This is a genomic window from Caldimonas mangrovi (assembly GCF_023721835.1).
Lineage (GTDB): Bacteria > Pseudomonadota > Gammaproteobacteria > Burkholderiales > Burkholderiaceae_C > Caldimonas > Caldimonas mangrovi.
Window position 1 is genome coordinate 89,083 of sequence record NZ_JAMKFE010000012.1, and the last position, 26,381, is coordinate 115,463.

26 protein-coding genes and 1 tRNA gene are annotated in these 26,381 nt (G+C 68.9%); 9 read left to right on the forward strand and 18 right to left on the reverse strand.

Annotation, left to right across the window (positions count from 1 at the left end; all coding sequences use genetic code 11):
* Nucleotides 1-140 precede the first annotated feature (140 nt).
* From M8A51_RS18380 to M8A51_RS18400, 5 genes are all read left to right on the forward strand, one after another.
* Nucleotides 141-749: a response regulator gene (locus tag M8A51_RS18380; protein WP_251779979.1), complete on the forward strand. Its 609-nt coding sequence runs from the start codon at nucleotides 141-143 to the stop codon at nucleotides 747-749.
* Between the two features lie 3 nt (nucleotides 750-752).
* Entirely contained in the window at nucleotides 753-1,703 is a 951-nt protein-coding gene (locus M8A51_RS18385; protein WP_251779980.1) for a hypothetical protein, read from the forward strand.
* 60 nt (nucleotides 1,704-1,763) lie between these two features.
* Nucleotides 1,764-2,339 (forward strand): hypothetical protein, encoded by a 576-nt coding sequence (locus M8A51_RS18390; RefSeq protein WP_251779981.1) that lies wholly within the window; start codon nucleotides 1,764-1,766, stop codon nucleotides 2,337-2,339.
* Nucleotides 2,336-2,950, forward strand: coding sequence for a hypothetical protein (locus tag M8A51_RS18395; RefSeq protein ID WP_251779982.1), 615 nt, complete (start codon nucleotides 2,336-2,338; stop codon nucleotides 2,948-2,950). The genes M8A51_RS18390 and M8A51_RS18395 overlap by 4 nt, the downstream gene beginning before the upstream one ends.
* A 333-nt stretch (nucleotides 2,951-3,283) precedes the next feature.
* The gene (locus M8A51_RS18400; protein WP_251779983.1) at nucleotides 3,284-4,222 is read left to right on the forward strand and encodes a hypothetical protein; all 939 of its coding nucleotides are present in this window, start codon (nucleotides 3,284-3,286) and stop codon (nucleotides 4,220-4,222) included.
* 7 nt (nucleotides 4,223-4,229) lie between these two features.
* Here M8A51_RS18400 and M8A51_RS18405 read toward each other — a convergent pair whose 3' ends face one another.
* Nucleotides 4,230-4,763, reverse strand: coding sequence for a class I SAM-dependent methyltransferase (locus tag M8A51_RS18405; RefSeq protein WP_251779984.1), 534 nt, complete (start codon nucleotides 4,761-4,763; stop codon nucleotides 4,230-4,232).
* Nucleotides 4,764-4,981: 218 nt separating this feature from the next.
* Between M8A51_RS18405 and M8A51_RS18410 the strand changes: the two genes are divergently transcribed.
* Both M8A51_RS18410 and M8A51_RS18415 read left to right on the forward strand, forming a co-directional pair.
* The gene (locus M8A51_RS18410) at nucleotides 4,982-5,191 is read left to right on the forward strand and encodes a hypothetical protein (RefSeq protein ID WP_251779985.1); all 210 of its coding nucleotides are present in this window, start codon (nucleotides 4,982-4,984) and stop codon (nucleotides 5,189-5,191) included.
* A 26-nt stretch (nucleotides 5,192-5,217) separates the two neighbouring features.
* Nucleotides 5,218-5,868, forward strand: coding sequence for a hypothetical protein (locus tag M8A51_RS18415; protein WP_251779986.1), 651 nt, complete (start codon nucleotides 5,218-5,220; stop codon nucleotides 5,866-5,868).
* A 66-nt stretch (nucleotides 5,869-5,934) separates the two neighbouring features.
* On the opposite strand, the gene M8A51_RS18420 is transcribed toward M8A51_RS18415, so the two are convergent.
* The 9 genes from M8A51_RS18420 to M8A51_RS18460 all read right to left on the reverse strand — a co-directional run bounded on the left by M8A51_RS18420 (nucleotide 5,935) and on the right by M8A51_RS18460 (nucleotide 15,735).
* A complete protein-coding gene (locus M8A51_RS18420) occupies nucleotides 5,935-6,378 on the reverse strand; it encodes a type IV pilin protein (protein ID WP_280926094.1) in 444 nt (147 codons plus the stop codon).
* 2 nt (nucleotides 6,379-6,380) lie between these two features.
* A complete protein-coding gene (locus tag M8A51_RS18425) occupies nucleotides 6,381-9,686 on the reverse strand; it encodes a pilus assembly protein (RefSeq protein WP_251779987.1) in 3,306 nt (1,101 codons plus the stop codon).
* Nucleotides 9,687-9,699: 13 nt separating this feature from the next.
* Complete coding sequence (locus M8A51_RS18430; protein ID WP_251779988.1) at nucleotides 9,700-10,281, reverse strand: pilus assembly PilX family protein; 582 nt, start codon at nucleotides 10,279-10,281, stop codon at nucleotides 9,700-9,702.
* 2 nt (nucleotides 10,282-10,283) lie between these two features.
* Nucleotides 10,284-11,012: a PilW family protein gene (locus M8A51_RS18435; protein WP_251779989.1), complete on the reverse strand. Its 729-nt coding sequence runs from the start codon at nucleotides 11,010-11,012 to the stop codon at nucleotides 10,284-10,286.
* Nucleotide 11,013: 1 nt separating this feature from the next.
* On the reverse strand, nucleotides 11,014-11,562 hold the full coding sequence (pilV, locus tag M8A51_RS18440; RefSeq protein WP_251779990.1) for a type IV pilus modification protein PilV: 549 nt from the start codon (nucleotides 11,560-11,562) through the stop codon (nucleotides 11,014-11,016).
* A complete protein-coding gene (locus tag M8A51_RS18445) occupies nucleotides 11,559-12,305 on the reverse strand; it encodes a GspH/FimT family pseudopilin (RefSeq protein WP_251779991.1) in 747 nt (248 codons plus the stop codon). Before M8A51_RS18445 ends, pilV begins: the two co-directional genes overlap by 4 nt.
* A 62-nt stretch (nucleotides 12,306-12,367) precedes the next feature.
* On the reverse strand, nucleotides 12,368-13,006 hold the full coding sequence (locus tag M8A51_RS18450; RefSeq protein WP_251779992.1) for a response regulator: 639 nt from the start codon (nucleotides 13,004-13,006) through the stop codon (nucleotides 12,368-12,370).
* Nucleotides 13,003-14,307, reverse strand: a complete 1,305-nt coding sequence (locus M8A51_RS18455; protein WP_251779993.1) for a sensor histidine kinase — start codon at nucleotides 14,305-14,307, stop codon at nucleotides 13,003-13,005. Before M8A51_RS18455 ends, M8A51_RS18450 begins: the two co-directional genes overlap by 4 nt.
* Before the next feature lie 165 nt (nucleotides 14,308-14,472).
* The gene (locus M8A51_RS18460) at nucleotides 14,473-15,735 is read right to left on the reverse strand and encodes a hypothetical protein (RefSeq protein ID WP_251779994.1); all 1,263 of its coding nucleotides are present in this window, start codon (nucleotides 15,733-15,735) and stop codon (nucleotides 14,473-14,475) included.
* Nucleotides 15,736-15,911: 176 nt separating this feature from the next.
* Between M8A51_RS18460 and M8A51_RS18465 the strand changes: the two genes are divergently transcribed.
* Nucleotides 15,912-16,367, forward strand: coding sequence for a hypothetical protein (locus M8A51_RS18465; protein ID WP_251779995.1), 456 nt, complete (start codon nucleotides 15,912-15,914; stop codon nucleotides 16,365-16,367).
* A gap of 128 nt (nucleotides 16,368-16,495) precedes the next feature.
* Here M8A51_RS18465 and M8A51_RS18470 read toward each other — a convergent pair whose 3' ends face one another.
* From M8A51_RS18470 to M8A51_RS18500, 7 genes are all read right to left on the reverse strand, one after another.
* Nucleotides 16,496-17,530, reverse strand: a complete 1,035-nt coding sequence (locus tag M8A51_RS18470; RefSeq protein WP_251779996.1) for a hypothetical protein — start codon at nucleotides 17,528-17,530, stop codon at nucleotides 16,496-16,498.
* 396 nt (nucleotides 17,531-17,926) lie between these two features.
* Complete coding sequence (locus M8A51_RS18475) at nucleotides 17,927-18,727, reverse strand: winged helix-turn-helix transcriptional regulator (RefSeq protein WP_251779997.1); 801 nt, start codon at nucleotides 18,725-18,727, stop codon at nucleotides 17,927-17,929.
* A 353-nt stretch (nucleotides 18,728-19,080) separates the two neighbouring features.
* Complete coding sequence (locus M8A51_RS18480) at nucleotides 19,081-19,809, reverse strand: winged helix-turn-helix domain-containing protein (RefSeq protein WP_251779998.1); 729 nt, start codon at nucleotides 19,807-19,809, stop codon at nucleotides 19,081-19,083.
* 204 nt (nucleotides 19,810-20,013) lie between these two features.
* A complete protein-coding gene (locus M8A51_RS18485) occupies nucleotides 20,014-20,955 on the reverse strand; it encodes a spermidine synthase (RefSeq protein ID WP_251779999.1) in 942 nt (313 codons plus the stop codon).
* A gap of 306 nt (nucleotides 20,956-21,261) precedes the next feature.
* Nucleotides 21,262-21,338 (reverse strand) — tRNA-Val (locus M8A51_RS18490).
* Between the two features lie 48 nt (nucleotides 21,339-21,386).
* Nucleotides 21,387-23,639 (reverse strand): RelA/SpoT family protein, encoded by a 2,253-nt coding sequence (locus M8A51_RS18495; RefSeq protein WP_251780000.1) that lies wholly within the window; start codon nucleotides 23,637-23,639, stop codon nucleotides 21,387-21,389.
* Nucleotides 23,636-24,514, reverse strand: coding sequence for an alpha/beta fold hydrolase (locus M8A51_RS18500; protein WP_251780001.1), 879 nt, complete (start codon nucleotides 24,512-24,514; stop codon nucleotides 23,636-23,638). The genes M8A51_RS18495 and M8A51_RS18500 overlap by 4 nt, the downstream gene beginning before the upstream one ends.
* A gap of 68 nt (nucleotides 24,515-24,582) precedes the next feature.
* On the opposite strand from M8A51_RS18500, the gene M8A51_RS18505 reads away from it, so the two are divergent.
* Complete coding sequence (locus tag M8A51_RS18505) at nucleotides 24,583-25,353, forward strand: 3-hydroxybutyrate dehydrogenase (protein WP_251780002.1); 771 nt, start codon at nucleotides 24,583-24,585, stop codon at nucleotides 25,351-25,353.
* Between the two features lie 144 nt (nucleotides 25,354-25,497).
* Here M8A51_RS18505 and M8A51_RS18510 read toward each other — a convergent pair whose 3' ends face one another.
* Complete coding sequence (locus tag M8A51_RS18510; RefSeq protein WP_251780003.1) at nucleotides 25,498-26,217, reverse strand: SIMPL domain-containing protein; 720 nt, start codon at nucleotides 26,215-26,217, stop codon at nucleotides 25,498-25,500.
* Between the last annotated feature and the right edge of the window lie 164 nt (nucleotides 26,218-26,381).

The window sequence follows — 26,381 nt, forward strand, 5'->3', positions numbered from 1 at the left end:
CACGCCATGGCGGCTGCGCAATCCCCGACATCGCTTCGCACGCGGCGCAGACCGCAGCAGCGAGGCGTCCAACATCGTGTCATCAGGCGCGCGGCCGCCCGCCACGCGGCCCCGATGCACGTCACCGCATGGAGCACTCAATGGAAGGAACGACGCAGGAGATTTCGCGGCCATTGCTCGTCACCAGCCGCGGTTACCCCGGAGGCGACTGGGCGGACGTGGCACGAGGTGCGGGCGCGGGGTGGAAGCTCTGGCGAGACCGGCGTCATGGCACGGTATTCGCGGACTTCGGCCACCTGGGTCACGGCATGTCAGGGGTGCGCCTCGCGCGCCTGCTGAGATCGGCGTCGAAGGAGGTGCGGATCTTTCTGCTGTCCGACAGCGCCGACCCGGCCCAGAAGCTCTGGGCGCGCGCCAATGGTGCCGACGACGTGATCCAGCGCGAGGCCGCCGCGATCGCCGCCCGCCTGTCCGGGCTGTATCGAGACCGGCGAGGTGATGCCGGCGGCGACCTGCCCGAAGATGCGCCGGAACACATGCTCAGCCTGCAGCTGACGCCCGCACTGATGACGCACGGCCGGCTCGGTCCGGCCGCCTGTGTGCTGGTCGACGAAGCCATCGAGGCGTGGTCCCGTGCCAACGACGGCGCCTTCCCGACCGCCGAGGAACTGGCACGCGAGCTGGCGCAACACATCACCAGCGACCGGCGCCGCGCGTCCTTCCTCGCCTGCTTCGGGCTCGAGGAGTAAGCCATGCTGCGCGCGTTCGATCACCGGCCCTTGTCGTGGCAACTGGGCGTGCTGACGCTGCTGGCGGCCGCCGCGAGCCTGTGCGCCGTGTTCACGACGGCACACGCGCTGGCGGCTCACCGCACGCTGAGCGAGGCACGAGCCGTCGCCGACATGGCGCAGCACGTCGGTACCTGGGGCTCGCACTATGGGGGGCTGGCGGTGCACCTGCGCGGCGTGAACCCGGCGCGCGCCGGCAGCTACCTCGAGCAGCGCGTGTACGCCAGCAATGCGCAGGACTTCCAGCACCTGGCCGGCATGCGGGTGAACCCGTTCCGCCTGGACCGCAGCGCGCTGGAGCGCGTCGACGCGTACTACATCAAGAATCCGGCGCTGATCCAGGACGAACTGGCCGAGATCGCCAGACTGTCGCGCTCGCGCCTGCAGCTGCGCATCTTCGGCACCAGCGGCTTCACCGAGTTCGACGCCCCCGATGCCTTCGGCGTCGAGGCGCTCGGTGTGCTGAAGGACGGCGGCCGGCGCGAGTATCACGTCCGGCGCGGCGAGCTGCTGCTGTACGCGCGCGCGCTCGACGGCACCGCCGCGCCGTCGCGCATCGTGAGCGTGTCGGCCCCGGTGCCATCGGTGGCTCAGGTGCTGTCCGAAAGCCTGCCGCCGGCCGGCTGGGCCGTTCTGGCCGCCGCACTGGGCGCACATCTGCTGCTCGCCCTGTTCGTCAAGCGGCGCGTGGTGGTGCCGCTCGAGCGCATGCGCCGCTATGCCGACGACTTGTCGAACGCCGCGATCACCTCCGAGCGCAGGGTGCCGGAACCCGACGAGGTCGACGCGGAATCGCGGAACGAACTCGACCGGCTCGCACTGGCGATCACCGGACTCGGCGCTTCGGTGCACATCCTGTTCCGCAAGGTGCGTTCCCGGGCAGCGGCACCGCGCGCCAGGGGGGCCGAAGCATGACGCTGTGCCTGCGCACCGACCACGGCTTGCGAACCTAGCGTTTCAGGAGGGCTTACACGCATGGACGTCTTCGACCTGCTCGATCGGGAAACGCGCAGATTTTCGCGCGACTTCCACGACTGTGCCGCGCAGCCGGACGATTCAGGCCGGCACGCCGCCGGCGAGCCGCTGCTGCGGCGCATCGCCACCTACCTGCTGGCGCTGGAGGATGTGATCTATCCGTCGTTGGTGGCCGCCGAGATCGGCATACCGCCGTCGGCATTGCAGGCCCACGAGCGCCTGCGCCGCCGTACCGCCGAGGCGCTGCTGCGCTACTGCGGCAGGGAGGCGAGCGCTTATCGCTCGCTGTGCCGGGTGCGGCACGACCTGAAGCAGTACGTCGAACTCATGCGCCGCGAGCTGTATCCGGCGATGTACCGGACGCTGTCGGTGGCAGAGAGCCTGCTGCTCGCCGACGAGCTGCTGCAGTGGCTGGCCGCTCATCGCCGCCAGCAGGACGGCGGCATGGCCACACCGCCCGCTCGGCCCTGGGCGCCATCCCGGCCGCCCGGACTCGACCTCGACCGGCTGCCCACGCTGCACCATGTGGTCGCCCAGGCACAAGCCGGGCTGCGCGGCCCCGGGAGGCCCCGGTGAAGGGCCGCCTCTGGCGTGCGCCGTCTCTGGCGCTCACCGCCCTTTGCCTGGCCGGTTGTGCCGGCACCGCGCGGCAGCGGGCGCTCGACGCGCCGCCGACGCCGATCGAGGTGCGGCCCGTGGCCGCCCCCCCCGCCGGCAGGCAGGCCACACCGGCACCCGAGCGGCGCTGGAGCGCCGACCTGCGAGCCGTCGCCCGCAAGATGCAGCAGGCGGCGCTCGAACAAGGAGCCGCCACGGTCGACCGCACGTCCGACGACCGGGTGTTCATGCGCATGCCGATCGCCGCTGCCTTTGCGCAACGCAGCCTGCATGCCACGCGCTCCACCGTCGCGTTCCTCGACGTGCTGGCAGACGCATTGGATCGCGAGCCCGGCGTTTGCGTCACGCTGGCCGAGAACCCGCCTTTCCATCTGCGCCAGCGGCCCGGGCCGAAGCCCTACCCACGCGCGCAGGCGCTGCGCAGCCACCTGATGGACCGAGGCGTGGACCCGGGGCGCCTGGCGATCGAGGTGCTGGGCTATCACGAGGTCTCGATCGGCGCCTTCTGGCCGGCACAAGACAAGGTGGCGCCTCATGTCGAGCTGATGCTGTACAGCTGCCCGGTGTGAGCGTCCTGAAGCGGAGCGGGGGAAACCTGGGACGGCCGGGCATCGACGCTCGAGCGTGCGACCCCACACTGCTTCGGCATGCGCTCCGGTTCTTCGCCCTCGCCTCTCTCCAGGTCCGGGCGGTCAGCTACCGTGCGGTCAAGCAAGTTCGTGGAACAAGCGCCGGACGCCGGCAACGCGGTGCTACACGCCCGCGTTTCGCCCGCACACCGGTACTGCGCAGCCAGGCAGATCCCTCGCAGCGCGCGGCGCGGAAACACCCACTTCCCGCCCGCTTCTTCTGCGCATCGCGGGGCGGCACACGCCCTGTCACACCGAAAGACGAGGCTCTCGATGGCACCTGACTCCACGCCCCCCACATCGCCGGTGACGCACCGGCGCATCTGGGGCTACCCGCAACCGGTCTTCGAGGCAGCCTGCATGATGGCGTGCGAAGGAACCACCATGCTGCCCGGACCGATGGACATCCGCCTCGACCCGTGCTGCATCACGGTGCAGCCGCTGCACGAGCGCGCTGCGCCGTGGCAGGCGCGCGCACCGGTGCCACGGCCGGCCCGCATGGACCGGTCTTTGTGGCACAACACACTGTTGTGCGCCAATACCGCCGTAATGCGCCACGGCAGCTTCGCGTTCGGCCTCGACGACGACGAACAACCGTTGCTGACCTCCCAGCTGTTCTCGTCGGCCGACGACCCGATCGGACTGGCCCGCCAGCTGCAACGCATGCACGAGCTGTGGCAATGCGCCGAGAGCCTGGCCGCCACCGAGGCCGCGCCGATCGCTCACGCGCACATCGAGGCGTTCATGCTGCCTCGCCACCCCGAGCGACCGCACGACGAAGGCCAACGCCAGGCGCGCATCAGCAACTGCCTGATCGACAGCCTGCTGGCGATGGGTCTGTCGGAGCAGCAGACCTGCCAGATCGCGGCGGCCGGAAAGTTGCGGCTGGACAAGGCCGAAATCCGTTTCGAATGTCCGCCGACCGGTGTCGCGCTGCTGATGATCATCACGCTGCACAACGCGCTGCTCGACGGCACCCCCGAGTCGGCGTTGCAGCTGACGACGGAACTGATGGCCGACTTCGGCATCGCGGTGGGCCGCACATCGACCGGCTACCAGTTGCTGGCCCGATGGCCGTGCAACGGACATGCAACGACCGAGTTCGGCAAGTTCCTGGCGACCTTCGCCGAGCTGCCGACCGTGCTGCTCGCCGACACCACGGTCTACGACCCCGCGGACAGCGACCTCGACGTGTTGCTGCCGCACGTCTAGCGCCTGGTCACACGCCCCGGTAAATGTAGATCGGCGTGCGGTACAGATCGCCCAGCCGTATCACCGCGTCGGGGTGCCGCGACGGCAACGCGAACGTGTTGCTGACGACGAGCGCCGGGCGCCACTCACCCTTGCGAAGCTTGGCCTCGACCGCCTGCATGCCGGCGGGGTACAGATAGCACAGCAACACGGCGCCGGCAGGCAGGTCGGCCTGCCGGAAGTCCTTGCGATGGAAGGAAAGACGCTCCAGCCGCAGCAAGCGCTTGAGCAGCACGGAGACCGCCCACGGTATCGGAGACAGCTCGTAGCCGACGACCCGACAGCCAGGATGGCGGCGCGCATACCGGATCGCGAGCGTGCCCCAGCCGGACCCAAGGTCGACGACGTCCGCCTGCCCCACCGGCCCGGCAGCCTCGAGCATCGCCGAACAGGCCTTGAACGAACTCGGCATGGGCGAAATGCCGAGCCGCAGCGTGAACACCGCGAGCGATGCGATGACGGCGCATCCCGTCGCGAGCAGCGTGATTCCGATGAAATGCATGTGGGGCAACGCTCCTGCTTCCAGCATGCCACCGGGGGCGCGTGTCGCCGCCTTGTTTCCTGTGTGCGCTTCGCGTCTGCCGTTCGAAGCTTCGCGTGCGGCGCGGCACCTGGCGGCCCGGGCACGCGATGATGCAACGGCCACCCGCGCGAGAACCGTGCACAGGTGACCCGTTGCAGCGCGAAGCGCTGCGCATTGCAGCCAGCAGGGCCTTCGCCATGTCCCAGTATCTGTCCTCCGCACCGGCGCCCGGCAGCAGCTTCCCGGGCGCCGCCACGCCCTTCGTTCCCCCGTCCCGGACGGGCCTGGTGCAGCTGCCGGGCAGCACGCGGGTCGTCTGGTGGACAGGCCGCGTCGCGATCGGGCTGCAGTACTCGCCACCGCGGCCGGCGGCTGCGACGGTCGGGACGCAGCCGCGGCCGGATTGACCCACGATCTACCGGGAGCCACGGCCGTGAGTTCTTCTTCCCGCATCGGCACGCAAGCGCCGCACCTGCCGTCAGGAGGGTCGGCGCCCCAGCACACGAACCGAGCGGCCACGAGCTCCACACCGGCCTCCGTCACGCCGGGCGGCCTCACGGCGCACGGCGCGCACGCCGGGGCGCACGGCAAGACGACAGCGCCGCGCGCCTCCAATGCGTCGCTGAAGAACTTCCTGTCGAGCGCCTCGCAGGGGCTCCAGCAGGCCCCCGAACGACTGAACCTCGCGGCCGACGGACTGCAGCAGGCCAGCGCCCTGGCGCAACAGGCAGGAACGCTGCTGCAAGCCGCGCCGCAAGCGCTGCAGGGTGCCGGCTCGGCCTTCAAGACCGCAGCGTCGACGCTGCAGAACGCAGGCGCGGCCGCACAGCTCGTAGCCGGCCGCATCGCGCCGATCGCCGGAGCCGTCGTGTCCGCGGTGGAGCTGGCTCAGGCGGCCAGCAGCACCGTCCAGGCCTTCCGCTCCGTCTCGCCCGACGGCACGCCCGTCGAGCCGCCACCGGGCGCCCGCAGTTCGGCGCTGTTGAACCTCGCCGTGAAGACCGGCGAGTTCGCAGCCAACGCGCACCCCGCGTTGCAGATCGCCACCGCGGCGGTCAAGGCCACGGGCACGGGTCGCAGCTGACAGTCAGGGCATTGCACCCGGGAGGGGGCGCCTGTGTCTCGCCGCGGCGCCCGCCGCGGCCGTCGCTCACCAGCAGGCGTCCACCGGCAACCGACCACCCGTCACGCCCTGGATGCCCAGGTGGTCGATGGTGTAGCTGCCGCAGGCGTCCGCGTCCTGGGCCGGGGTCGGCTCGGCGACGGCACGCCAGCCGCTCGCGTCCGACGTGAGCTCGAGGTGCAGGCGGTAGTACGCCGTGGTGCCGAAGCGCACCTCCACAGGAAATTCGCTGCCCGCATAGCCCAGAAACGGTGGCGTTTCGGCATAGGCGTTGTGGGTGGTGAAGTACCGTTCCTGCCGGGCGGCGAGTTCGAGCAGCGCGGTCTTGGCCTCGGCGCGCCGGGACTTGCGCACCGCCTCCACATAGCTCGGAAACGCCAGCGCCGACAGGATGGCGACCACCACCACCACGATCATCAGCTCGATCAGGGTGAAGCCGCGGCAGCGGCCCGACATGGCGGCACGTGGCATGGTCAGCGCAGCTGGATCCAGTTGAGCCGCCCGCCCGGCCCGGAGGGTGCGGGTTGCACGCGCGTGACGCGGCCGCCTCCTGCAAACGTCTGCTGCACCAGGAAGGCCTTGCGCCGCGTGGTCACCACCGCCGGGCTGCCGGTGGCCCCCAGTGCCAGCCCGGCGACGTCCGGCACGCCGGCGTCGGAAAAGAACGGCGTCCTGGCGGCGCCGCCGTTCTCGACCGAGACGGCCATGGTGTAGCCGCCCTGCGCGCGGCGCGAGCAGGTGAACGGATCGGAAGTTTCCGGCACGGTGGTGTTGACCAGGAACATGCCGTACGCCAGCACCGGGTTGTAGAGCACCTGCTCGTCGCTGCCCAGCGGCAGGGTCCAGCCCATGTGCTCGTTGCTGCCGGAGCAGGCGCTGCTGCCTTTCCAGCAGACGTCGAAGCGGCTCACCGTGCGCACGTCGCCGGCCTGCGGCGAAGGCCGGGTCGAGACCGTCTGGGCGACGAGTTGTGCCGGCGTGACGGTCGCCGTCGCCGGCAGGCTGGCATACCGGGCGCCGGTGCGCGTCCTGCCGTTCCATTCGTCGAAGTCGGCGTCCCACACGCCGTACAAGGCCTGGCCGCCGCTGGCGTAGGTTGCGGCGCCGGTCAGGGTCTGTTCGAGCTTCTCGCCGGTGCCGAAAGAAACCACCACGCGCGGCAATGCGCCAGCGCCCCTGCCCGGGACAGAGGCCACCACCACCTTGCCGGTGACCGGCCGGCCCGGTGCACTGAACAGAGGCGTCGCCGAGGCGGCCCATTGCGCAGGGTCGGACGAGGCCAGATCGAAGCGCCAGACGTTGCCGAGGCGGTCGCCCGCATACACGTAGTCGGTGATGTGGTCGCCGTCGAGGTCGACCGGCGTGACATTGGCGATGCCGTTGCCCGAGCCGCCCACGCCCGCCGCCAGGTAGCGGAACGTGATGGCGCCGGTGGCCCGGTCGATGCGCATGATGAACAGGCCGGCACCACCTGCGGCGCTGTTCATGCCGTTGCCGAACAGTGCCGCCCAGCTGCCGTCGTGCAGGCGCCGGATGGCCGGCGTGCCGACCACCGCGCCCAGGTGCGCGCCGCACGAGCCATGGTTGACGCAGGTGATCGACGCGGAATTCCACTCGCCTTTGACGATCGCCGCGGCGCGGTCTTCAGCGAAACGCGAGGGGTCGGTCACGTCCAGCGCATAGACCGCGCCGGACACCGCGGTGGTGCGGTCTCCGACTGCACCGGTGTTGTTGCGCGCAGGGCCCAGCCCACCGACCAGCCAGGTGCGCCAGGCACCGCCCACGTACAGGTCGCCGGCGCCCGGTGTCGCGTCGACGTACAGGTTGTGCGCGTACTTGCTGCCGGAGAAATCGAGGGCCGGTGTCGTCGAGTGGATGCGCTCGACCACCTCGGCCGGCATGTAAGCCAGCAACTCCCTGCCGTCATTGACGCCGCCGGCCCGGAAGCCGTGCAACAGCCCGTCGTTGGCGCCGACGTAGACCACCGGCGTGCGAGTCGCATGGCTGTTGCGATACGCCGCGTACGACTGCCCTTCCGCGCCGGTCTGGCCGGTGATGCCGTCGACCCAGGGGCCGTCATACGGCGCCGACGGGGCGCCCACCCAGGTGGGGCTGGAGTTCAGCATGTCGCCCAGCAGCCCGGTGCGCGTGCGCAAGCGGCCGCCGTTCCGGATCTCTGCCTCCCGATGGCCGCGCAGGTAGTCGAGGCGCTCGGGCGCCGGCCGGCCGTCGGCCGCGCTGAGCGCGTTGCGCTGCGCCGCCGACAACGCGTCCCATCGCAGCGGCACCCCGCTGGTGCCGTTCCAGCTCAACATGGTGCGTGCCGACGGCGCTTGGGCCGCCACGGCTGGCGCACCGGTGCCGACCGCCGGGCAGGCGCCGCCCGTGAGACCGCAGTTGGCATCCCAGTTGGCGGTGCTGCGGATCGACAGCGTGTCGGTCGCCGGGTCCTCGAGCAGGTCGTGTGCGGTCAGTTGGCCCCACCAGTTCAGCGGGTGGTTGAGCACCAGGTACAGCTGCGACCCCGCCCGCACGCGCGCGGTGGGCTGCACGTCGGTGCCCGCCGACGTGTTGGCGCGGTCCCAGGGCGCAGCCTTGAAGCAGGTGATCTCATGCACATTGCTGCCGCCGCCCGTGCTGCCGGAAAAGCCGAAGCGAAACGACGACGGCAGCGGACCGTTGGACTCGGTGATGCGGCGGCCCACGAGCACCGGCTGTGAGATGCCGCCATCGATGCTGTAGGAGAAGTCGAGATCGCCGTCCTGCGACAGGTCCAGCGTATAGGTGATCGGCACCGCAGCGCCGCGCGCGGGGCGGTCCACCGCCTGCTGGTTCTCGATCGTCACGCCGGGCGGCAAGTCGCTGGAGGCCAGGTACGGATAGTTGAAGTCCAGCGGCACGTCGGTGTTCACGCCCGTGGTGCCGTAGTTCCACAGCCTGCCGGTCGCGCAGGTGTTGCGCACGGCTTCTGCCTGCTTGAGCAAGCTCAGCGAGGAAGGGTAGTAGTGCGGAAAGTCCTTGTTCAGGCGCGACCAGCGTGTGTCGCCTGCGCCCCGCAAGGTGATGCGGCCGGGCTTGAAGCCCGGCCCCGTATCGGTGTTGTCGGCGGGGTTCGCGAAGTTGCCGTATTCGTCGATCCCGATGCCCAGGTACCCGCCGTCGACGCCGTCATAGGTTTGCGGGATGTCGAGCGGATTGCCGGGAATGGCGTCGAAGCTGCCCGTCGCCCGGTCGAACCCGATCAGCTGGTTCTTGCAGCTGTATCCCAGGCTCCCGCCCGGCGCGCCCACGTCGACCGGCCGCGATCCGTCGGCGAGAAAGAAGCTCATGCCGTCCGCGCCATGCCCGTCCAGGTTGTTGCCGCCATAGGTCACGCTGGTGAAGCTGACGCGCAGGCCGCGGTGCGTCGGGAACGTGAACTTCGAGACCACCGCACCGGTCTGGAAGATCGCGTTGGTGCCCTGGCCGGTGTTCACGTTGTGCACCTTCTGCGCAACGTCGCCGTTGGTGAGCCGCAGCGCCCCGAAGCCCGGCGGGTCGGGCAGGCGCCCCGAAATGCCGCCCACATGCATTGCGCTGCCGTAGTAGGGCAGCCCCACGCACGCGGGGATGCTGCCGGTGTTGTTGCCGGCCGTCAGGCAGGCACCGTTCAGCGCCTGCCAGTCGTAGCTGCTCGACGCCCCCGTCAGCCGGTCATCGATGACCACTTGCCCTTGGGCCGCGCCGGGCAGGCTCGCGCCGACGATCAAGGTAGCGCACATGATGTATCGCATGGCCATCGCCTCATCCTCCTCACAAACCGCCCAGATCCCTGATACCTGAAGTGACCTGATAGGTGCTCTGGACCACCGCGGCCGTGCTGGACTTGCCGCCGCTCGCGGACGCGCTCACGCGGTACAGCTGCCCGCTGCCGTCAGCGGAGAAGCCGAGGTAGTGGATGTACAGCGCCGGTGCCTCGCGATAGTTCCACCCGCCATCGTCGGCCAGCCCGCCATCGGGCGAGATCGACAACTCCTGGGGCGCATATTCGAAACGCGCGGCCCACGGCAGCGCGGCGGCGTCGGCCAGAGGGTCGGCGCACACCTGCAAGCCGCTGCCGTCGGCAATGGGCCTGACCCCGCTGCACGGCACCCCTGCCCCGGTGCCGCTGTCGGACAGCCACCACTCGCCGTATTGCAAGGTGCTCTGCGCGACGGAGAAGGCGCGCAGCTTGTCGCGCGTGTTGGCCGCGATGCGTTCCTGCAGCCCGGTGCCGCGCAGCATCACCACGCCGAGGACACTGACGACCAGTAGCATCAGCATGGCGCTGATCAACACGAATCCGGCATCGGCTGGCCGGCGCGGCGGTGATGGCAACGAGAGGGAGCGGCTCATGGTCATGTCCGGTTCATCAGGTTGACGTGCTGTACCCAGTCGATCGTGGGCGGCTCGCCGGGCGCGCCGGCGTACGGGTTGACGAAGCGCACGGTGATGCGAGCGCTGCGGACCCGTGGCCACAGACTCGCCGCACTGACGTCGTCGGCAGCCAGGTAGCGGTCAACGTTGCGATCGTCGACGGCCACGCCATAGAGCACGATCAGCGACTGCACCTGGCTCACCAGCACGATGCTCGTCGCGCCGTCATCGACCGAACACCGCAGCGTGCGATCGGCTCCCACCGTATAGGTGTTGACAACCAGCGCCGCGGCCGCGCCCTCGTTGCGCCGTCCGGCGCAGTCGGCGAGCGCCTGTCCAGGCGCCACCACGTAGCGCGTCGTGAGCGACGTGGCGGCATCCGAACCGCCGGCACCCACCAGGCCCTGCCCCGGCGCAAAGCGGCCGAAGGCCGTCGTCGCCGCCGGCAAGGCCTCGGCGGCAGGCTGCTCGAACGGGTCCGGGTGGTAGCCCGCGGCCTGCACCGTCGCGGCCAGCAGGCTCAGGGCGAGTCTCTCGTTGTCCTGCAGAGCCGCGAGCCGGTCCTGCGCGACGAAGGCCCGCTTCATGCCGACGAACGAAGCGGCAAAACCGCTCAGCATGAAAAGGCCGATCGCCACGGCGACCATCAGTTCGATCAGGCTGAGCCCGCGCTGGCGGCGCGGCGTGGCACAAGCATTCGACGGACGCATCTCAAGGCTCCACATATAGCGTGTACTGCTGCCGCGACGTCATCGCGGTGGGTGACGCCGCGGTGCTGCGATTGATCGCCACCGTCTTCTCGGTCCAGCTGACCGTGATGACGCAATGCGCCGGACGTGAGGCACCGGCAGCACAAGCGACGGTCGCCTCGTGCGCGGGGAACTGGCTGTGCCCGCTGCGGGCCCAGTTCTGCAGGTCGTCCGCCGCCAGTTCGGCCGGCGTGCAGCCTCCGGCCCGGCAGTCCACCGACGCAGACAGCACCCCGGCCGGGTCGGACACCACACCGTCGCGAACGGTCACCTCGGCCGGGGCCGTCGGCGCCCCCCAGTACGCGCGGTTCACGTTCATCGCTGCGGCCAGGCTGGCCGTCTGCATCGCGACCAGCGAACGGGTGCGAGCGGTCTGGGTGTTCGACAGTGCCGCGGCCTGCAGTTTCGCGAAGCCGAGCAGGCCGACGGCCGCGATGACCATGGACACCAGCACCTCGATCATCGAGAAGCCCGAGGCATGCCGGCGGCTCGGCGTGGATACGGGCCTCATGCGCAGCTCCCCGTGCCGGCCCGCTCGACGCGATGCCGACCCGCACGGTTGATGGTGATGCAGTTCGCCGACCACACGCTGCCGCCGCTGGCCTCCGCCCGCAACTGCGCCTCGGAGACCGACAAGCGCAGCAGGAAGCCGTCGCGCCCGAAACTCAGGATGCCCGTGCCGTGTTCCGACACCAGGGTATAGCGGTCGTGCCATGGCAACCGACGTCGCAGCACGAGCGCCGGGTCCGACACGCTGCCGTCGCCCTCGGCATCGACGAACACGATCCAGCCCAGGTGCCATGCGTCACCCTCCGCGCACGCGGCGCCGTCGGACGACGGACAGATCGACACGGGCAGTCCGCGCGTGATCGCCTCGGAACGGGCGAACTGCAAGTCACCGAGGAAGTCGAAGGTCGAGCTCTCGAGACGGGTTCGATCGATCAGCGCCTGCATGGAACCCGATGACAGGGTGCCGAGTATCGTCACCACGGCGATCACGACCATCAACTCGACGAGCGTCAGGCCACGGACGGCCCTGCGCGAAGGAAACACTCGGGGATACATGACGAACTCCTTGCGGTGTGATTGCCATGGAGCTGTTGCTCGACCGGGTGTGATGTTGCTTGCGCCGGCATGCCGTCGCAAGCGCTCGAAGCCCCTGCGGCGCTGCACGCTTCGCATGCCCGTTGCAACGCTTCGCATGGCGGGCCGGTGGCGATGGAAGCGCCGCGGATCCGAGGTGAACAGGCGCACGGCGTGCGGCTGCCGTGCCGTTGCGCGGACGGCGGGCTCACGACATCGAGCGGCCGCAAGCGTCAGACTTCGATGATGCCTCGCTTGAGCGCAATCGTGACCGCGTGGGTGCGATCGTTCGCGCCGAGCTTCGCCAGGATGCTGCGCATGTGGGCCTTGACCGTCTCTTCCGAGATCTCCAGCAGGCCCGCGATGCGCTTGTTGGAGTTGCCAGCCGCCACCAGGCGCAACACGCCGACCTCCCGTTCCGACAGCGCGTCGTCACCGAAGTGCCGCGCAAGATCGGCGGCGATTTCCTGCGGAATGCAACGCTGCCCGCGATGCACGGTCCGGATGGTTTCGAGCAGTTCCTTGCGCAGCATGCTCTTCAGCAGATAGCCGGCCGCACCGGCCTTGATGGCACGCATCGCCTGCACATCGCCGCGGTAGGTCGTCAGGATGATGACCCGTGCATCGGGGAAGCGGTCGCGGATGGCAATCATCGCGTCGATGCCGCTCATCTCGGCCATGCGCACATCCATCAGGGTGACGGCTGGGCGCAGGCGCTCGAAGCATTCGATCGCCTCCTCGCCGCTGGTGGCTTCGCCGACCAGCCGCATGTCCGGCTGGTCGGCGATCACCCCCGCGATACCCTCGCGCAGCAAGGGGTGGTCGTCCACCACCAGCACGGAGATCGGCGCCGGCTCCACCACGCTGCTCATGCGCTGGACCTTTTCGAGCGCAGCCAGGCCACCAGACCCTCGGCGGCCCCCGGCGCCTCGAGGGCGTAGGCCAGCGCGGCGGGGACCACCAGCTCGACCTCGGTTCCCGAGCCTTCGGCTTCGCGGACCGTCAGCCGGCCGCCGAGACGCCGCGCACGCTCCTTCATGCCGAACAGCCCCCAATGTCCCTGCCTGCCGCCGTCCGACAGGACCTGCGGGTCCACCCCGCTGCCATCGTCGCGCACCAGCAACCTCAGTTCGTCCTCGCCGTAGGTCAGTTCGACACGCACCTCGCTGGCACGGGCGTGCTGGAAGGCGTTCAGCAGCGCCTCACGGCCGATCCGGTAGGCCTCCTCGGCCACCACGGGCTGAAGTTCGCGCGGGCCGGCATGCCGTTCGAACCGAAACTGCGGGCCGTAGTCGGCCATCAGCTCTTCGCCCGCGGAACTGAGCACGTCTGCCAGACTGCCCGGTGCACTGCCCGCGCCTCGCAGTCCTGCCAGTTGGTCGCGCCCCTCCAGCATGATGCGGTCCGCCTGATCGAGCGCGTCATCCATCATCTTGCGTGCCAGCGTGTCGTCGGGGATGCGCATCGCCGCCGACTGGAAACGCAGGATCAGGCCCTGGATGCCTTGCAGCAGGGTGTCGTGCAGTTCGCGGGAAATGCGCTCGCGCTCGACCAGTCGCTGCTGGCCGGCGAGTTCCTCGAGCTTGGCAAGCGACTCCGACAGCTCCCGGTTGCGTTCGGACAGCTTCATGCGCAGCGTGCTGAACTGCGAACCGAAGGTCGTCAGCTGGTGGATGGCCAGGAAAAAGTAGAGCCACAATGCAAAGGTGGTCAGACCGTTCACCGCCGGATAGCGGAAGTCGTCGCGAACGAGATACAGCGCAACGCCGATCGACAACCCGGCGAGCAGCCAGGCCCACGTGAACTGCCCCGGCTTGAAGCTGACCATCGCGAAGATGTAGGTCACACACACGCCGACCAGAAACAGGATCGCCAGCTGCGGCACCAGCACCAGGAAGATGATCTGGGCGGCGCAGCCCGCCCCCACCTGCGCGATCAGCATGCCGGGATCGCGCAGGCGCAGGTTCCAGCCGGTCCAGATCAGCAGCGCGAACACCGAATGCAGCCCGACGCAAGCCACCACAAAGGCCCCCCACATGGGCCAGCTCAGTTCTCCCGCCCAGACGTACAGCAGCATCACCGCTGCCTCGAGGCCGGTGTTGGCGACCGACAGCAGCGTCAACCGTAGCCGGTGAGCCTGAAGTCTGCGCTCCTTGTGAAGGTTGTCGTTCATTTCGCGCTCCGCATCCACGCGCTCGCATCGATCTTGAAGCCAGGGCGTGGACCAGCTGCGTAAGATGGCCCATCGACGCCCCGAATGCATCCCTCGAAAGGGTAATCGCAACGCCGTAGGCGGCGCAACAACGCCGCAAGGCCGTACCGGCCAGGTGCCGGCAGCTTACATGTGCATGCAAGCCGGTACCCTGCGCAGCGGTGCCGGCGCACGAACCGGGTGATCCTCCGCCGGGGTCGATGCAGGCGACAGCGCGAGCAGCAACGCGATCGGCAAGGCCGAGCCGAGCACCTGCATGCCGATGCGGGCCATCGGGCTGCCGCCCGGCTCGCCGATCTCCACTGCATGCTCCTCGGCGGCGATCTGTATCAGTGCCGTGCCGGACGCGGCACAGACGCGCCTCAGGTGATCGACCAGTTCCCGGGGGGCGTCGCGCTCCAGGATCACCGCGGCCGGTGCGGCGGACAGACGCGGCACGATCTGCTCGAGCGCAGCGTCCGAGAACTCCACCTGCACCCCCAGATGCTCGATGCTCTCGTAGATCGTCCGGCGCGCGGCGACGCAGGTCGCCACCACGAGAACGCGGCTGTCCGGGCCGGCATCGCGACCGTCGTGTGTCTTGCCCGCCCGCAGCTCGACCACCTCGATCGCCGGCGATTCGCGCACATCGATACACGCGAAACCGAACCGCACCCACGTCATGCCGCCGTCATCGCCGCTGCGCATGCCCCACCCCAGTGCATGCGCGGCATGCCGCAGCAGATGCCAGTTGGCCCCCCAGGCGGCGGGCCCGCCGAACCGGCTGCAACGAGCGCCTTCGGCGCGGTGCTGGAACGCGCACACCAGGTGCGCCTCGCTTGCGGACGCACCACGCTCGAGGTGGAGTTCCAGCCGCTGCTCGGCATGGTCCACGGCCCACGCCATCAGACCCTGTAGCAGCGAGACCACCAGCGCGCGGTCGGCCGAGACCTCGACGGCGGGAAGCAATCGCACGACCGACAGCCGGTTCGCGCGCAAGGCCTCGGCACACCCATCCAGCACCTCCTGCACCAGATCGTCGAGCTTCATGCGTTCGGTGCGCCCGCGGGTGCCCCGCTCGGCAATCCTTGCGATCTGCTGGCTCCTGACGCCGATTTGCCTCGCCTTCTCCAGGCTGCGACGCACCTCGGAGATCGCGGTGGACCGTAGCCGACCGTGCAGTGCCGCATCGGACAGCGTCCTCATGGCGGCCTCGAGGTTGTCCTCCATTTCCCAACCGACCTGTCTGAGCAGGTCGCACCACAGGAGATGCGCGCCGACCGAGCCGGCAAGACCATGCTCCGACGCTGCCTGTACAGGTGATGAAGGGTTGATCATGGTGTCGACGATGGTTGCGATGAGGGGGGTGGCGGCCGCCATCGCGAGGCTGCGACACACGACGGACGCCACAAGCGCAACCTTAGAAGTGCAGCACGTCATCGCACGTCGGCTTGCGAAGCTCGCCCGCGGAAAAACGAAGCCGCCCGTTCTGCTTCGCGTCCGTGTCGATCGTTGCGCCCAAGCCCGCTCCCGCGACGGCTGCCATCCGACACTGCGTCGGATCACGACCATACGCAGGAGCGGATATGAACAAGCCTCAGCACGCGCTGCAGGTCATGGCGACCCTGGCAGCTCGCCTGCAATCGGCGGCACCTGCATCGTTGGACACCCCCTTCGGCGTACGTCTCGAGCCGGCGCACGGCATCTACGCGGTCGACCAACGCGTCAGCGCCCCCGGTCTCGATGCCTGCAGTCCGCGCGTCGAATGCAAGGTCGCGGCCGTCGGTTTGCGCAGCGATCACCCTGGCGTGTGGTACCTGCTGCGCGGCGTCGATCCGCATGGCGGTCACGCGCTCGTGCACGAAAGCGACCTGCGCGCGGTCACGCAGGCGCCCGCAACACCGCTTCCTGAAGCGCAGCCGAGACACGCCCTGGCAATACGCACCGGCGCGAGCGGCCGGCCCACGCTCGGCATCCCCGCGAGATTCGTTCGGCCCACGGCGTTCTCGTCGTCCGGCGCCCGCGCGGTTCGATCTCGATAGAGGAAGGAGCGCGGCCGGCTTCTTCGCCGGCGCGTGGAGAGGGTCAGGAGCAACAAGTCGATCCGATCCATGCGCGCCGGCGGCCAACCGGGGTGGAGCCGCGGCGTCCATCGATCGGGCAACAGCCTCTAGAGCACGTTCGCCATGGTCTTGGCCCATTCCGGCGATTGCTCGTTTCCGGCAATGTTTGCCTTGTACATCTCGCACAGCAGCGCGCTCGGGTTCACCTGGCCGGTCATGATCGCGTTCCCCACGCCTTCGGCATTGTTCTTCCATGTCTTGAAGACGCCGCCGAAGCCGCCCTTGATCGCGCCCCCCAGTCCGCCTTCCGAATCCCCGATGCCCTTGAGCACATTGCTCAGCCCGGGGATGAAGAACAGCGCCTTGCCTGCCTCGCTTGCAATCATCTTGGCGTTGCTCTTGGTGGTGCCGTCTTTGCGCACGTGCTTGTTCTTGGTGTAGGCCAGGTTGGGGTTGCCGAGGATGTCTCGGGTGTTCTTGTCCTGCTCGGCGCCGCTGCCCTTCAGCGAATCTTTCAAAGCGGCCATCTCGGTTCCAGGGTGGATCTGTCCGCTATCGGTCGCGCCTTCCATCTTGCCGTTCTTCGGGACGTCGCCACGGTCCGAACCGTCATGCGCCTTCTTGTTCTTGCACATGCCGACGTGGCGAGCGGCGTTGTATGCGGACTGCTTGCGCTCAGCCTCGCTGCGGTTCGGGTCGTCCCAATCGCCGTAGCGTTCCTTGAGCTTGTCCTTCACACCCTCTTGGTTGCCCAGCTTGCCCAGCAATCCATTGTTTGCATTGACGTAGTCGGCGACCGTATGGTTGCCCGTGGGCTTGTCGTTGCGCCCCGGCGGAACGTCTGGAGCGCCCGGCACGCCCGAAGGCGGGTGTTTCGGCGCGGGAGCCGCGCCAGTCAATGCCGTGGAGGTGGGCCGCGCTGCGCCGGGTTTGCCGCCGAGGTGCTGCAACAGCACGGCGCTCGCCTGCAGCAGCTGGGCTGCGTTCTGCAGGGTCTGCTCCGGGGTCGGCCCTGCACCGGATGGCGACATGCTGCCGCAGAACGGCAAGGCGGCACCGAGGGGCATGGCAGCGCCGAAAGGCGATGGCTGCGAGAACGCAGCCTTCATCAGGCCGCCCATGGCGGTCATCACGGCGGCCATCGCGGTCTGGACCGCTGCACCGGCGAGTTGCTGCGCCTGTTGCTGCAACGGGTTGGCGCCGGTGACGTTCATCAGCGGTCCTGCATACGCAGGTCCGCCCGGAGCGTAGACGGAATTCATGCGAGCCTCCTTCGGGCCGAACTGCGGGTGCACGTCGTGCGTGCTGCGGTGAACGAGTTGCGGCCATTGTTGATGGCCTCGATCCCGCTTCTCCACGCCGCAACCGAAACCGCGCGGTGGCATGCGAAGAGAACACCCGACCGGAAGGCACAGGTACGAGCGCATCACCGGACGCGTCGCAGCGCCCAGTCCGTCCACACGGTGCCGTGCATCACCCGCTCATCGGCATCGGGCCCGGACCTGCCCCGGCGCGGCGTGCGTGCACACCGTGCCGCCTCAGGGCTCAACCGCCGACACCACCGGGGCCGCCGTGAGTCCGACCGCCGGCAAGGCGACGTGCAAGCGTCGCGAGGTGGTTCGCGCCTCGGCCACCATGCGGTAGCCCACGTTGGTGACGGCGTGCAGCACCAGCATCTGGTCGGCAGATTCGCACGCGAGCAGCAGCTTGCGCCGCAGCCGGCAGACATGCTGCTCGATGGTCCGCTTCGCGACGCTGATGTCGGTGCCCCACACCTGCCGCGAGATGGTGTGCAGATGCACCACCTGCCCCGGACTCTCGAACAGCACCCACGCCAGCGCAAACTCCCGCCATGTCAGCTGCAGTTCCCCTCCGCGATAGCGCAGCGTGCGCGACTCGGCGTCGAGCGTGCAGGGACCGACATGCTGCGACGCACGCTGCTCGGGCTGCCGACACACCTCGACGCGCGCGCGGATGCGGTTGACCAGCGTGTTGTTGGCCTCGCCGATGACCGCATAGTCGGCCACGCCCAGGCGCAGTGCAGAGGCGATCTCGGCCGCCGAGCCGTTGCCCACCGCGATGATGGGCACGGTGGTCGTTCCGCGGAACCGCAGGGCTGCCAGACAGCCGGCCAGGTGGCTGCCGCTGTCCTCGATGATGGCGATGTCGAAGTCGGCGGTGTGCAGCGCGCTCACCAGCTCGGCGGCGGTGCGCAGCCTGCGCATGCGCATGCCTTCGGTCTCGAGCGCGCCGCTCACCGATGCCTCCGTCCAGCGGTTGATGAAAAGTGCAGCCACACGCGAAGGTCCGGGCTGTGTCGTGTTCGGTGCGGAGCTCATCGGCAACCTCTTTGTCGTATTGCTGCGCAACAACCTGTGGTGTGCATGTCCGCGCATCGGCATGCGGTGTCGAGAAAGACTACTGCGGCAAGCGATGCAGCGAATCACGTAATCCGGGAACCCGTGGCTAACTCTTTCGAGGGATGCAGGTTGCACCTGGATGCAAGAAGTCGCCCCGCTCGGCACAGCCTGCATCCGCCATCCTGGGCGCGAGTCGTCGAAGTGACGCAGGCTTCGGCCAAAGTGAGCGCGGACGGCATCCCGACCGGGCCGCGCGCAACGTGGGCCATGCCGCCCCAGGTCGAGCCGCCCCACCCCCTCCATTCGCGGGGGTAGGCCCGCTCAGGCCGGCTTTACGATGAGCGCGTCATCCACCCGCCGGCTGACTCACGCTGCGGCTCGCCGACGTACAGCCGGTACCCGATGCCGTAGACCGCTTGCACGCACATGGCCGGGCCACTGGCCTGCGGCGTTTCGCCGAGCTTGCAGCGCAAACGATAGATGTATTGCTGTATGGACCGCCTGCTGATGTCTGCCGCCCTCCCCCAGACACGCGCAGCGACCGTGTCGAGGGTCACCACCTTGCCTTGGTACTCGAACAGCAGCCAGGCCAGTGCGAACTCGCGCGCCGTGAGCACGATCTCGCGTCCGTTGTGCGTGATGCGCTGGCGCGCACGATCGAGCACGTAGGCGCCGACCTGCAGCACGCTGGCGTCATCCTGCGGCTGCTCGCTGGCTTCGACGCGAGCCCGCAGGCGCGCCAGGATGCTCTCGGCGCCATCGTTGACGCAGGCGTAGTCCACCGCGCCGCATCTCAGCGCACGGGTGATGTCGCCGGGCCGCCCGGCGCCGACGATGATGGACGGGAATCTTGCCAGGCCGTGGCTCTTCAGCACCGCCAGCCAGTGGCCGAGGCGAACCTCGTTGTCCTCGATCAGAGCCGCGTGCACGCATCCGCTGCGCACCGACGCGAGCACGCCGTTGATGTCACGCTGGACCACCAGGTCGACGCCCGGGCAGGCCAGCAACGGCTGTACACAGAGCTCGCTTGCGCGATCGGTGAACAAGGTGACGATTCTCATCTCTACTCCTGCCTCAAGCTGACACGCATCGAACGGCGGCGCGCCGTCCGCTGGCCGGAACCCGCGCGGGCCGCGAACGCGTCGGTTATCGCGTGCGGCACCCGGTTCATGGGCCTTCAGCGCGAAGCTTGGAGCAGCCAACCGAACTCGCCGAGATCAGCGGACGACACGCGATGCTCGGAACCGCCGCGCACGACGCCTGCGTCACGCCGGCGCCGTGCTCGCACTCTCCCGCATGCGGGCTTCGACGAGCGTCATGGCCATCGCACCCCAGCACGGCGGCGCCGGCCGGGCCACCGCCTGCTTGCGCAAGCGCTGCAGCGCGGGTGTATCGATCTCGGCGTCGCATATCGGCGCCGCGGCGCATGCGCCGGCACGGACGCTTTCGATGCAGCCGACCCTCCACCCGGCGCCGACCGGCGCAAGCGCCGTCGCCCGTTGCAGCATGTCGCGCTCGAACTCCCCGGCCGACCCCGCGGCAGCGCCTCCGGCCACAAGGATGCGATTCCAGCCGACGACGATGGCATGGAAATCCCCGTACGCACTGGCATAGCTGGCGAATTCCCGCCGCCACAATGGCTCCGGGCCGAAGGTGTTGGCCACCAGCCACCCTCCGGCGGCGAGGGCGCTGCGCATCTCGCGCAGGAACTCGACCGTCATCAGATGCTGGGGGATGTAGTCGTCGTCGAACACGTCGAGCACGATCACGTCGTAGTGCCGGCCGTCGCGGCGGCTCTGTTCGATGAACACGCGTGCGTCGAGCGCATGCAGCCGGAGCCGGTGGTCCTGCTCCAGGCCGAAGAACTCCGTGGCGACACGCAGCACGGCCGCGTCGTGGTCGACCGCATCGATCTGCACATCGGGCAGGATGCGGCGCAGGGCCATCGGCAGGGCACCTCCGCCCACGCCGAGCATCAGCACGCGCCTCGGGCGAGGATGTGCGGCGACGACGGCCGTCAGGCACGCCACCCAATCGTCGAGCAGCGCGCCGCCTGGTGCCAGGCTGACCCGGGTCTGAACGCGCTTCTCTACCGCAGAGAACGACAGGTACCGCGAGCCGCCCTCGTCGCGGACATACACCGTGTGGTGATCGCCTTGCGCCACATGCACCAGCCTGCCGGCAGCGTCGGCGGCGCCGCACGGCATCGCCGATGGCCACCGTGCCGAGGCATGGAGCCGCCGCGGCGATCGCCGCCGGCGGGTGCGCATGGAATGCCGGGTTTTCTCCATGGCATGGCACTGTGGCAGACGCGCGGGGCCGCGCTCCTCGGTGCCCGAACCGGGCACCGCCTGCCCGAAGCAGCGGCCCGGCGCGCGCTGCCGGCAGCAACTCGGCTGCCACCGCGCGAGCGGCGGTGCCCCTCGGCGTGAAGGGGCCGGTGCGCCGTTCGGCACCGCCAAAAGAACAAGGGCCTGGCATCGCTGCCAAGCCCTTGCATCTTCTGGCAATTTTGGTAGGCGCGATTGGACTCGAACCAACGACCCCCACCATGTCAAGGTGGTGCTCTAACCAGCTGAGCTACGCGCCTGAAGAAAACGCGACTATAGCATGAGTTCGAACGATTGCGCCAGTCTCGCTACTTGCGGCGCGCCACCCGCACCCCGGGAATCTGCGCGACGACGCCGAGCACGTGGGCCAGCCGCGCCGAGTCGGACACCTCCACCGTGAACGTCATCCAGGCGGTCTCCCTCACCGACTGCGTGTGCACGCCGGTGACGTTCATCTTCTCCTTCGCGAAGACCTCGGAAATGTCGCGCAACAGCCCCTGCCGGTCGTTCGCTTCGACGGCAACGTCGACGGGGTACACCGTCGCCTTGTCCGCCGGCGGCTGCCCCCATTGCACGCCGATCACGCGCTCGGGGTGGCGCCCGGCCATCTGGCGGAAGTTGGAGCAGTCGGTACGGTGCACCGCCACGCCCTTGCCCTTGGTGACGAAGCCGCCGATCGCGTCGGGGGGCGCCGGCTTGCAGCATCGCGCCAGTTGGGTCAGCAGCGACTCAATGCCCACCACCAGCACCCCGCCCTTCGAGCCGCCTTCGTCGGCGCGCGACTTCTTCAACGCGATGAAGTCGTCCTGCGGCGGTGCGGGCTCGTTCGGGCGCAGCACGTTCTCGATGTTGCGCAGCGAGTACTCGTCCTTGCCGACCACGTCGAACAGTGCGTCGGCGCTCTTGAACCCCAGCAGTGCGGCAAGGTCTTCCAGCTTCGTCGCGGTGCGGCCCTCGCGCTGCAGCAGCTTCTCGACCAGCTCCCGGCCTTTCGCGATGGTCTGCTGCTGCGCGAGCGCGTTGAACCACGCGCGCACCTTGGCCTTGGCGCGCGGACTCCGCAGGTAGCCGAGCTCGGGGTTGAGCCAGTCCATCGACGGGCCGCCCTCCTTCAACGAGATCACCTCCACCGTCTGGCCGCTGCGCAGCGGCGTGTTCAACGGCACCATCGCACCGTCGACCCTGGCACCACGGCAGCGGTGGCCCAGGTCGGTGTGCAGCGTGTAGGCGAAGTCGACCGGCGTCGCGTCCTTCGGCAGCTCGACGACGGCCGCCTGAGGCGTGAAGACATAGATGCGGTCGTCGAACACGCCGCCGCCCGCGTCGCCGCCCTGCCCCGCGAAGTCCCGTTCCCAGGCCAGCAGCTGGCGCAGCACCGCCTTGCGTGCTTCGGCCACCTGGGCCTCGAAGTCGCCGACGGCACTGACGCCGCCGTAGCCTTTCGTGCCGGCTTCCTTGTAGGCCCAGTGCGCAGCCACGCCGTGTTCGGCGTGGTCGTGCATCTCGCGCGAGCGGATCTGGATCTCGATCGAGCGGCCACGCTCGTCGTAGACCACCGTGTGCAGCGACTGGTAGCCGTTCGCCTTCGGGCGGGCGATGTAGTCGTCGAACTCCTCCGGCAGCGGCCGGTAGGCCTCGTGCACGACGCTCAGCGTCGCATAGCAGTCGCGTACGCTGGGCACGACGACACGCAGCGCGCGGATGTCGAAGACATGGTCGAAGTCGAGCTGCTTGCCGCGCATCTTCTTCCAGATGCTGTAGATGTGCTTCGGCCGGCCCTGCACCTCGGCGGCGATGCCATGGCGCTTCAGCAGCCCGTGCACCTGCTCGCGCAGCAGGTGCACCACCTGCTCGCGCTCGACGCGCTTCTCGTCGAGCATGCGCGCAATGGTCTTGTACGACTCCGGCTCGAGGAAGCGGAACGACAGGTCTTCCAGCTCCCACTTCAGTTGCCAGATGCCGAGCCGGTTGGCCAGCGGGGCGAACACCTGCAATGATTCGCGCGCCAGCACCAACGGGCAGTCGCGCTTGAACTGCGCGTAGTAGCGCAGCGTCTGCAACCTCGACGCCAGCCGCAGCAGCACGACCCGCAAGTCCTTGGAGAACGCCAGCAGCATCTTGCGCACGCGCTCGGTCTGCTCCGCGCGCATCTCCTCGTCGACCAGCGCGTCGCGCGCGTTGCGCTGGATCTGGACCAGCTTGCGCGTCGCGCCGACCAGGCCCGCGTACGAACTGCCGAAGGCCTTGCCGATCGCCTCCTCGGGCCGGTTCAGGTAGTCGCCGACGTAGACCAGGTAGACGGCCGCCAGCATCGACGGCGAGGCACCGATGCTTTGCAGGATGGCAGCCACGCCTTCGGTGTGGTGCAGGGCGTCCTCGCCGGTATCGAGCAGCTGGCCCGTCAACAGCGGCACGGCGAAGGCCCGCGCCCGCTCCAGGCGCGCCTGTTCCTCTGCCAGCACCGCCGCCGTCGGACGCTGCACCAGCGAGCCATCGACGTCGCCGGCCAAGGCGACGATGGCCGCGGTGTCGCGGCCGGAGTCCTGCAAGCCGGTTTTCATGGCGCGGTCAGGAACTCCTGCACCACCGCGATCTGCTCGGGCGCGACCAGCGTCGGCGCATGGCCCACGCCCGCGAACTCGTGCACGACGGCCTTCGGCCCGCGCTGCGACATCGCCTGCGCCGTGTCTCGTTTCAGCAGGTCGGACTCGGCACCGCGGATCACCATCGTGCGGGCCTTCACCGCGTCGTAGCGTTGCCAGAGCAGTTCCTGCACGGCCGCCGCCGTCTCGGGGCTGGTCGCATGAAAAAGCACCGCGATGCGCGGGTCGTAGTGCGGCACATAGCCTTCGCCCTGCTCGTCCGCCAAGGGCTTCAGCATCGGCCGCGTCAGCGCCAGCCACTGCTCGCGCGTGTGCGGCCCGAAGCCCTGCGAGATCGACCACATGTAGTCGGCCGCTTCGTCCAGCGTCGCGAAACGCGGCACCTGCCCCACATAGGTGCCGATGCGGGCCAGCGCCTGCGGCTCGATCACCGGGCCGACGTCGTTGAGCACCAGCCGGCGCACCGCGCTGCCAGGCAGGGACGCCAGGCCCAGGCCGATCAGCCCGCCCATGGACGTGCCCAGCCAGTCCAGCGTTCCGGCGTTCAGGCGCGCCAGCAGCGTGACCATGTCAGCCACATAGGTGGGAATCTGGTAGCCCATCGGGTCGCCGAGCCAGTCGGAGCGCCCGCGCCCGACCACGTCCGGGCACACGACGCGGTACTCGCTGCACAGCGCCTTGGCCAGGCTGTCGAAATCGCGGCCCTGGCGAGACAGCCCATGGGCGCACACCAGCACCTTGCGATTGGCGGGGTCGCCCCACTCCCAGTACGCCATGCGGTGCAGCCCCTGCGCGTCCAGACACTGCACGAAATCCAGGCGGGGCTCAGTCATTTTCAGGAAACCTCGATCGTCATAATGCGGCGAACCGCCTGTCGCAACGATATCAAAGAGGACTGCACATGTTGAAAGGAAAAACGGCACTCGTCACCGGTTCGACCAGTGGCATCGGCCTGGGCATCGCGCTTTCGCTGGCGCGCCAGGGCGCAAACATCGTGCTCAACGGCTTCGGCGACGTCGACGCGGCACGCGCCGAAGTCACCCGGCTCGGCGTGAGGGTCGGCTACCACGGCGCCGACATGAGTCGGCCGGCCGAGATCGACGCCCTGATGGCCTATGCGCACAACGAGTTCGGCGGTGCCGACGTCCTGGTCAACAACGCCGGCATCCAGCACGTCGCCAACGTCGAGGACTTTCCGGTCGAGAAATGGGACGCCATCATCGCGATCAACCTGACGTCTGCCTTTCACACCACACGGCTCGCGCTGCCGGGCATGAAGGCGAAAAACTGGGGCCGGGTGATCAACGTCGCTTCGACCCATGGCCTGGTCGCCTCGGCGCAGAAGTCGGCCTATGTCGCCTCCAAGCACGGCATCGTGGGGTTCACGAAAGCGGTGGCGCTGGAAACCGCGACCACCGGCGTGACGGTCAACGCGATCTGCCCGGGCTGGGTGCTGACACCGCTGGTGCAGAAGCAGGTGGACGCACGCGCACAGAACGAAGGCGTGCCGGTCGACGAAGCCAAACGCCGGCTGCTGGCCGAAAAGCAGCCCTCGCTGCAGTTCACGACGCCCGAGCAGCTGGGCGAACTGACGGTGTTCCTGTGTTCCGACGCCGCTGCCAACGTGCGCGGCGTGGCCTGGAACATGGACGGTGGCTGGGCCGCGCAGTAGGACCCGGTCGCGCCAACGAACGCGCCCTCCTCCCTTTTCGCCTCGCCGCCCCCGGCGGCGTTCGAGTGCCGCCGCAGATCCAGCTCCGCCGGTCTGCCAGCGGCGCCCCCTCGAGGGGGAAGCGCCGAAGGCGCTTCGGGGGGGCTATTTCATCACCACGCTGCCGCTGACCGTCACCACGACGGTCTCCTTGCCGGTTTCGACCGGGACCGACGCGTCCTCCATTGCGGCCTTCGCCATCCGCATCATCGGTTGGGGGTGACCGCCGGGCTCGCTCGTCGAGACGTTCACCTCGCGCAGCACATAGCCGGCAAAGCCGAATTCCTTCGCATAGGTCTGCGCCTTGGCCTTGTAGTTGGCGATGGCCTGCGCCGTGGCGGCGCTCGCATGCCGTTCGCGCGCCTCGCGCGAGAGGCTTTGCACGATGTGGGCGATCGTCACCGTGTTCAGACGACCGGCCGTCTGTGCGATGCGCGGCAAGTCCTTGCCCTCGAGCACCAGTTCGGCCGTGCCCTGCCAGCCGGTGATGCGGCCTTGCTGGCTGTAGCGCGGGTAGAGCGAGAAGTTGCCGGTGCGCACGTCCATCTGGCCGGGCTGCGCGCTCTTGCGCGCCTCGGACAGTGCGGCGTCCAGCGCCTGCTTCAGCGAGTTCTGCACTGCAGAGGCGTCGGCGCCTTCCTTGGTGGTGGTGAGCGTGATGGCGAGCTGATCTTTCGTGACCTCGATGCTGGCGCTGGCGTCGAGACTGACGACGTTCTGCGGCTGCGCCATCACGGCGACTGCCGGCTGCGCGCGTACGGAAGGCGCGGCCGCCCAGGCCGCGAGGGACAAGACCAGGGGAAGAACGGCGGGACGGAGCTTCATTGTTTTCCTTTCGATGCCTCGAAGACGCGAGGATTCTCCCCTGCCAACGCGGCACCCGCTGCTACGGGGTCACGGCTTTACGCTGCGAGACGTTTCTTCACGCGCTGGGACGGGGGAACCCTCTGGACACGCGGTGAAGTGAGGCGCAAGATTTGTAACAGTTG

Coding starts and splice junctions, on each gene's coding strand:
- M8A51_RS18380 (WP_251779979.1), top strand. CDS start 141: ATGGAAGGAACGACGCAGGAGATTTCGCGGCCATTGCTCGTCACCAGC.
- M8A51_RS18385 (WP_251779980.1), top strand. CDS start 753: ATGCTGCGCGCGTTCGATCACCGGCCCTTGTCGTGGCAACTGGGCGTG.
- M8A51_RS18390 (WP_251779981.1), top strand. CDS start 1,764: ATGGACGTCTTCGACCTGCTCGATCGGGAAACGCGCAGATTTTCGCGC.
- M8A51_RS18400 (WP_251779983.1), top strand. CDS start 3,284: ATGGCACCTGACTCCACGCCCCCCACATCGCCGGTGACGCACCGGCGC.
- M8A51_RS18405 (WP_251779984.1), bottom strand. CDS start 4,763: ATGCATTTCATCGGAATCACGCTGCTCGCGACGGGATGCGCCGTCATC.
- M8A51_RS18410 (WP_251779985.1), top strand. CDS start 4,982: ATGTCCCAGTATCTGTCCTCCGCACCGGCGCCCGGCAGCAGCTTCCCG.
- M8A51_RS18420 (WP_280926094.1), bottom strand. CDS start 6,378: ATGCCACGTGCCGCCATGTCGGGCCGCTGCCGCGGCTTCACCCTGATC.
- M8A51_RS18425 (WP_251779987.1), bottom strand. CDS start 9,686: ATGGCCATGCGATACATCATGTGCGCTACCTTGATCGTCGGCGCGAGC.
- M8A51_RS18430 (WP_251779988.1), bottom strand. CDS start 10,281: ATGAGCCGCTCCCTCTCGTTGCCATCACCGCCGCGCCGGCCAGCCGAT.
- M8A51_RS18435 (WP_251779989.1), bottom strand. CDS start 11,012: ATGCGTCCGTCGAATGCTTGTGCCACGCCGCGCCGCCAGCGCGGGCTC.
- pilV (WP_251779990.1), bottom strand. CDS start 11,562: ATGAGGCCCGTATCCACGCCGAGCCGCCGGCATGCCTCGGGCTTCTCG.
- M8A51_RS18450 (WP_251779992.1), bottom strand. CDS start 13,006: ATGAGCAGCGTGGTGGAGCCGGCGCCGATCTCCGTGCTGGTGGTGGAC.
- M8A51_RS18455 (WP_251779993.1), bottom strand. CDS start 14,307: ATGAACGACAACCTTCACAAGGAGCGCAGACTTCAGGCTCACCGGCTA.
- M8A51_RS18465 (WP_251779995.1), top strand. CDS start 15,912: ATGAACAAGCCTCAGCACGCGCTGCAGGTCATGGCGACCCTGGCAGCT.
- M8A51_RS18470 (WP_251779996.1), bottom strand. CDS start 17,530: ATGGCCGCCGTGATGACCGCCATGGGCGGCCTGATGAAGGCTGCGTTC.
- M8A51_RS18475 (WP_251779997.1), bottom strand. CDS start 18,727: ATGAGCTCCGCACCGAACACGACACAGCCCGGACCTTCGCGTGTGGCT.
- M8A51_RS18480 (WP_251779998.1), bottom strand. CDS start 19,809: ATGAGAATCGTCACCTTGTTCACCGATCGCGCAAGCGAGCTCTGTGTA.
- M8A51_RS18485 (WP_251779999.1), bottom strand. CDS start 20,955: ATGCCGTGCGGCGCCGCCGACGCTGCCGGCAGGCTGGTGCATGTGGCG.
- M8A51_RS18495 (WP_251780000.1), bottom strand. CDS start 23,639: ATGAAAACCGGCTTGCAGGACTCCGGCCGCGACACCGCGGCCATCGTC.
- M8A51_RS18500 (WP_251780001.1), bottom strand. CDS start 24,514: ATGACTGAGCCCCGCCTGGATTTCGTGCAGTGTCTGGACGCGCAGGGG.
- M8A51_RS18505 (WP_251780002.1), top strand. CDS start 24,583: ATGTTGAAAGGAAAAACGGCACTCGTCACCGGTTCGACCAGTGGCATC.
- M8A51_RS18510 (WP_251780003.1), bottom strand. CDS start 26,217: ATGAAGCTCCGTCCCGCCGTTCTTCCCCTGGTCTTGTCCCTCGCGGCC.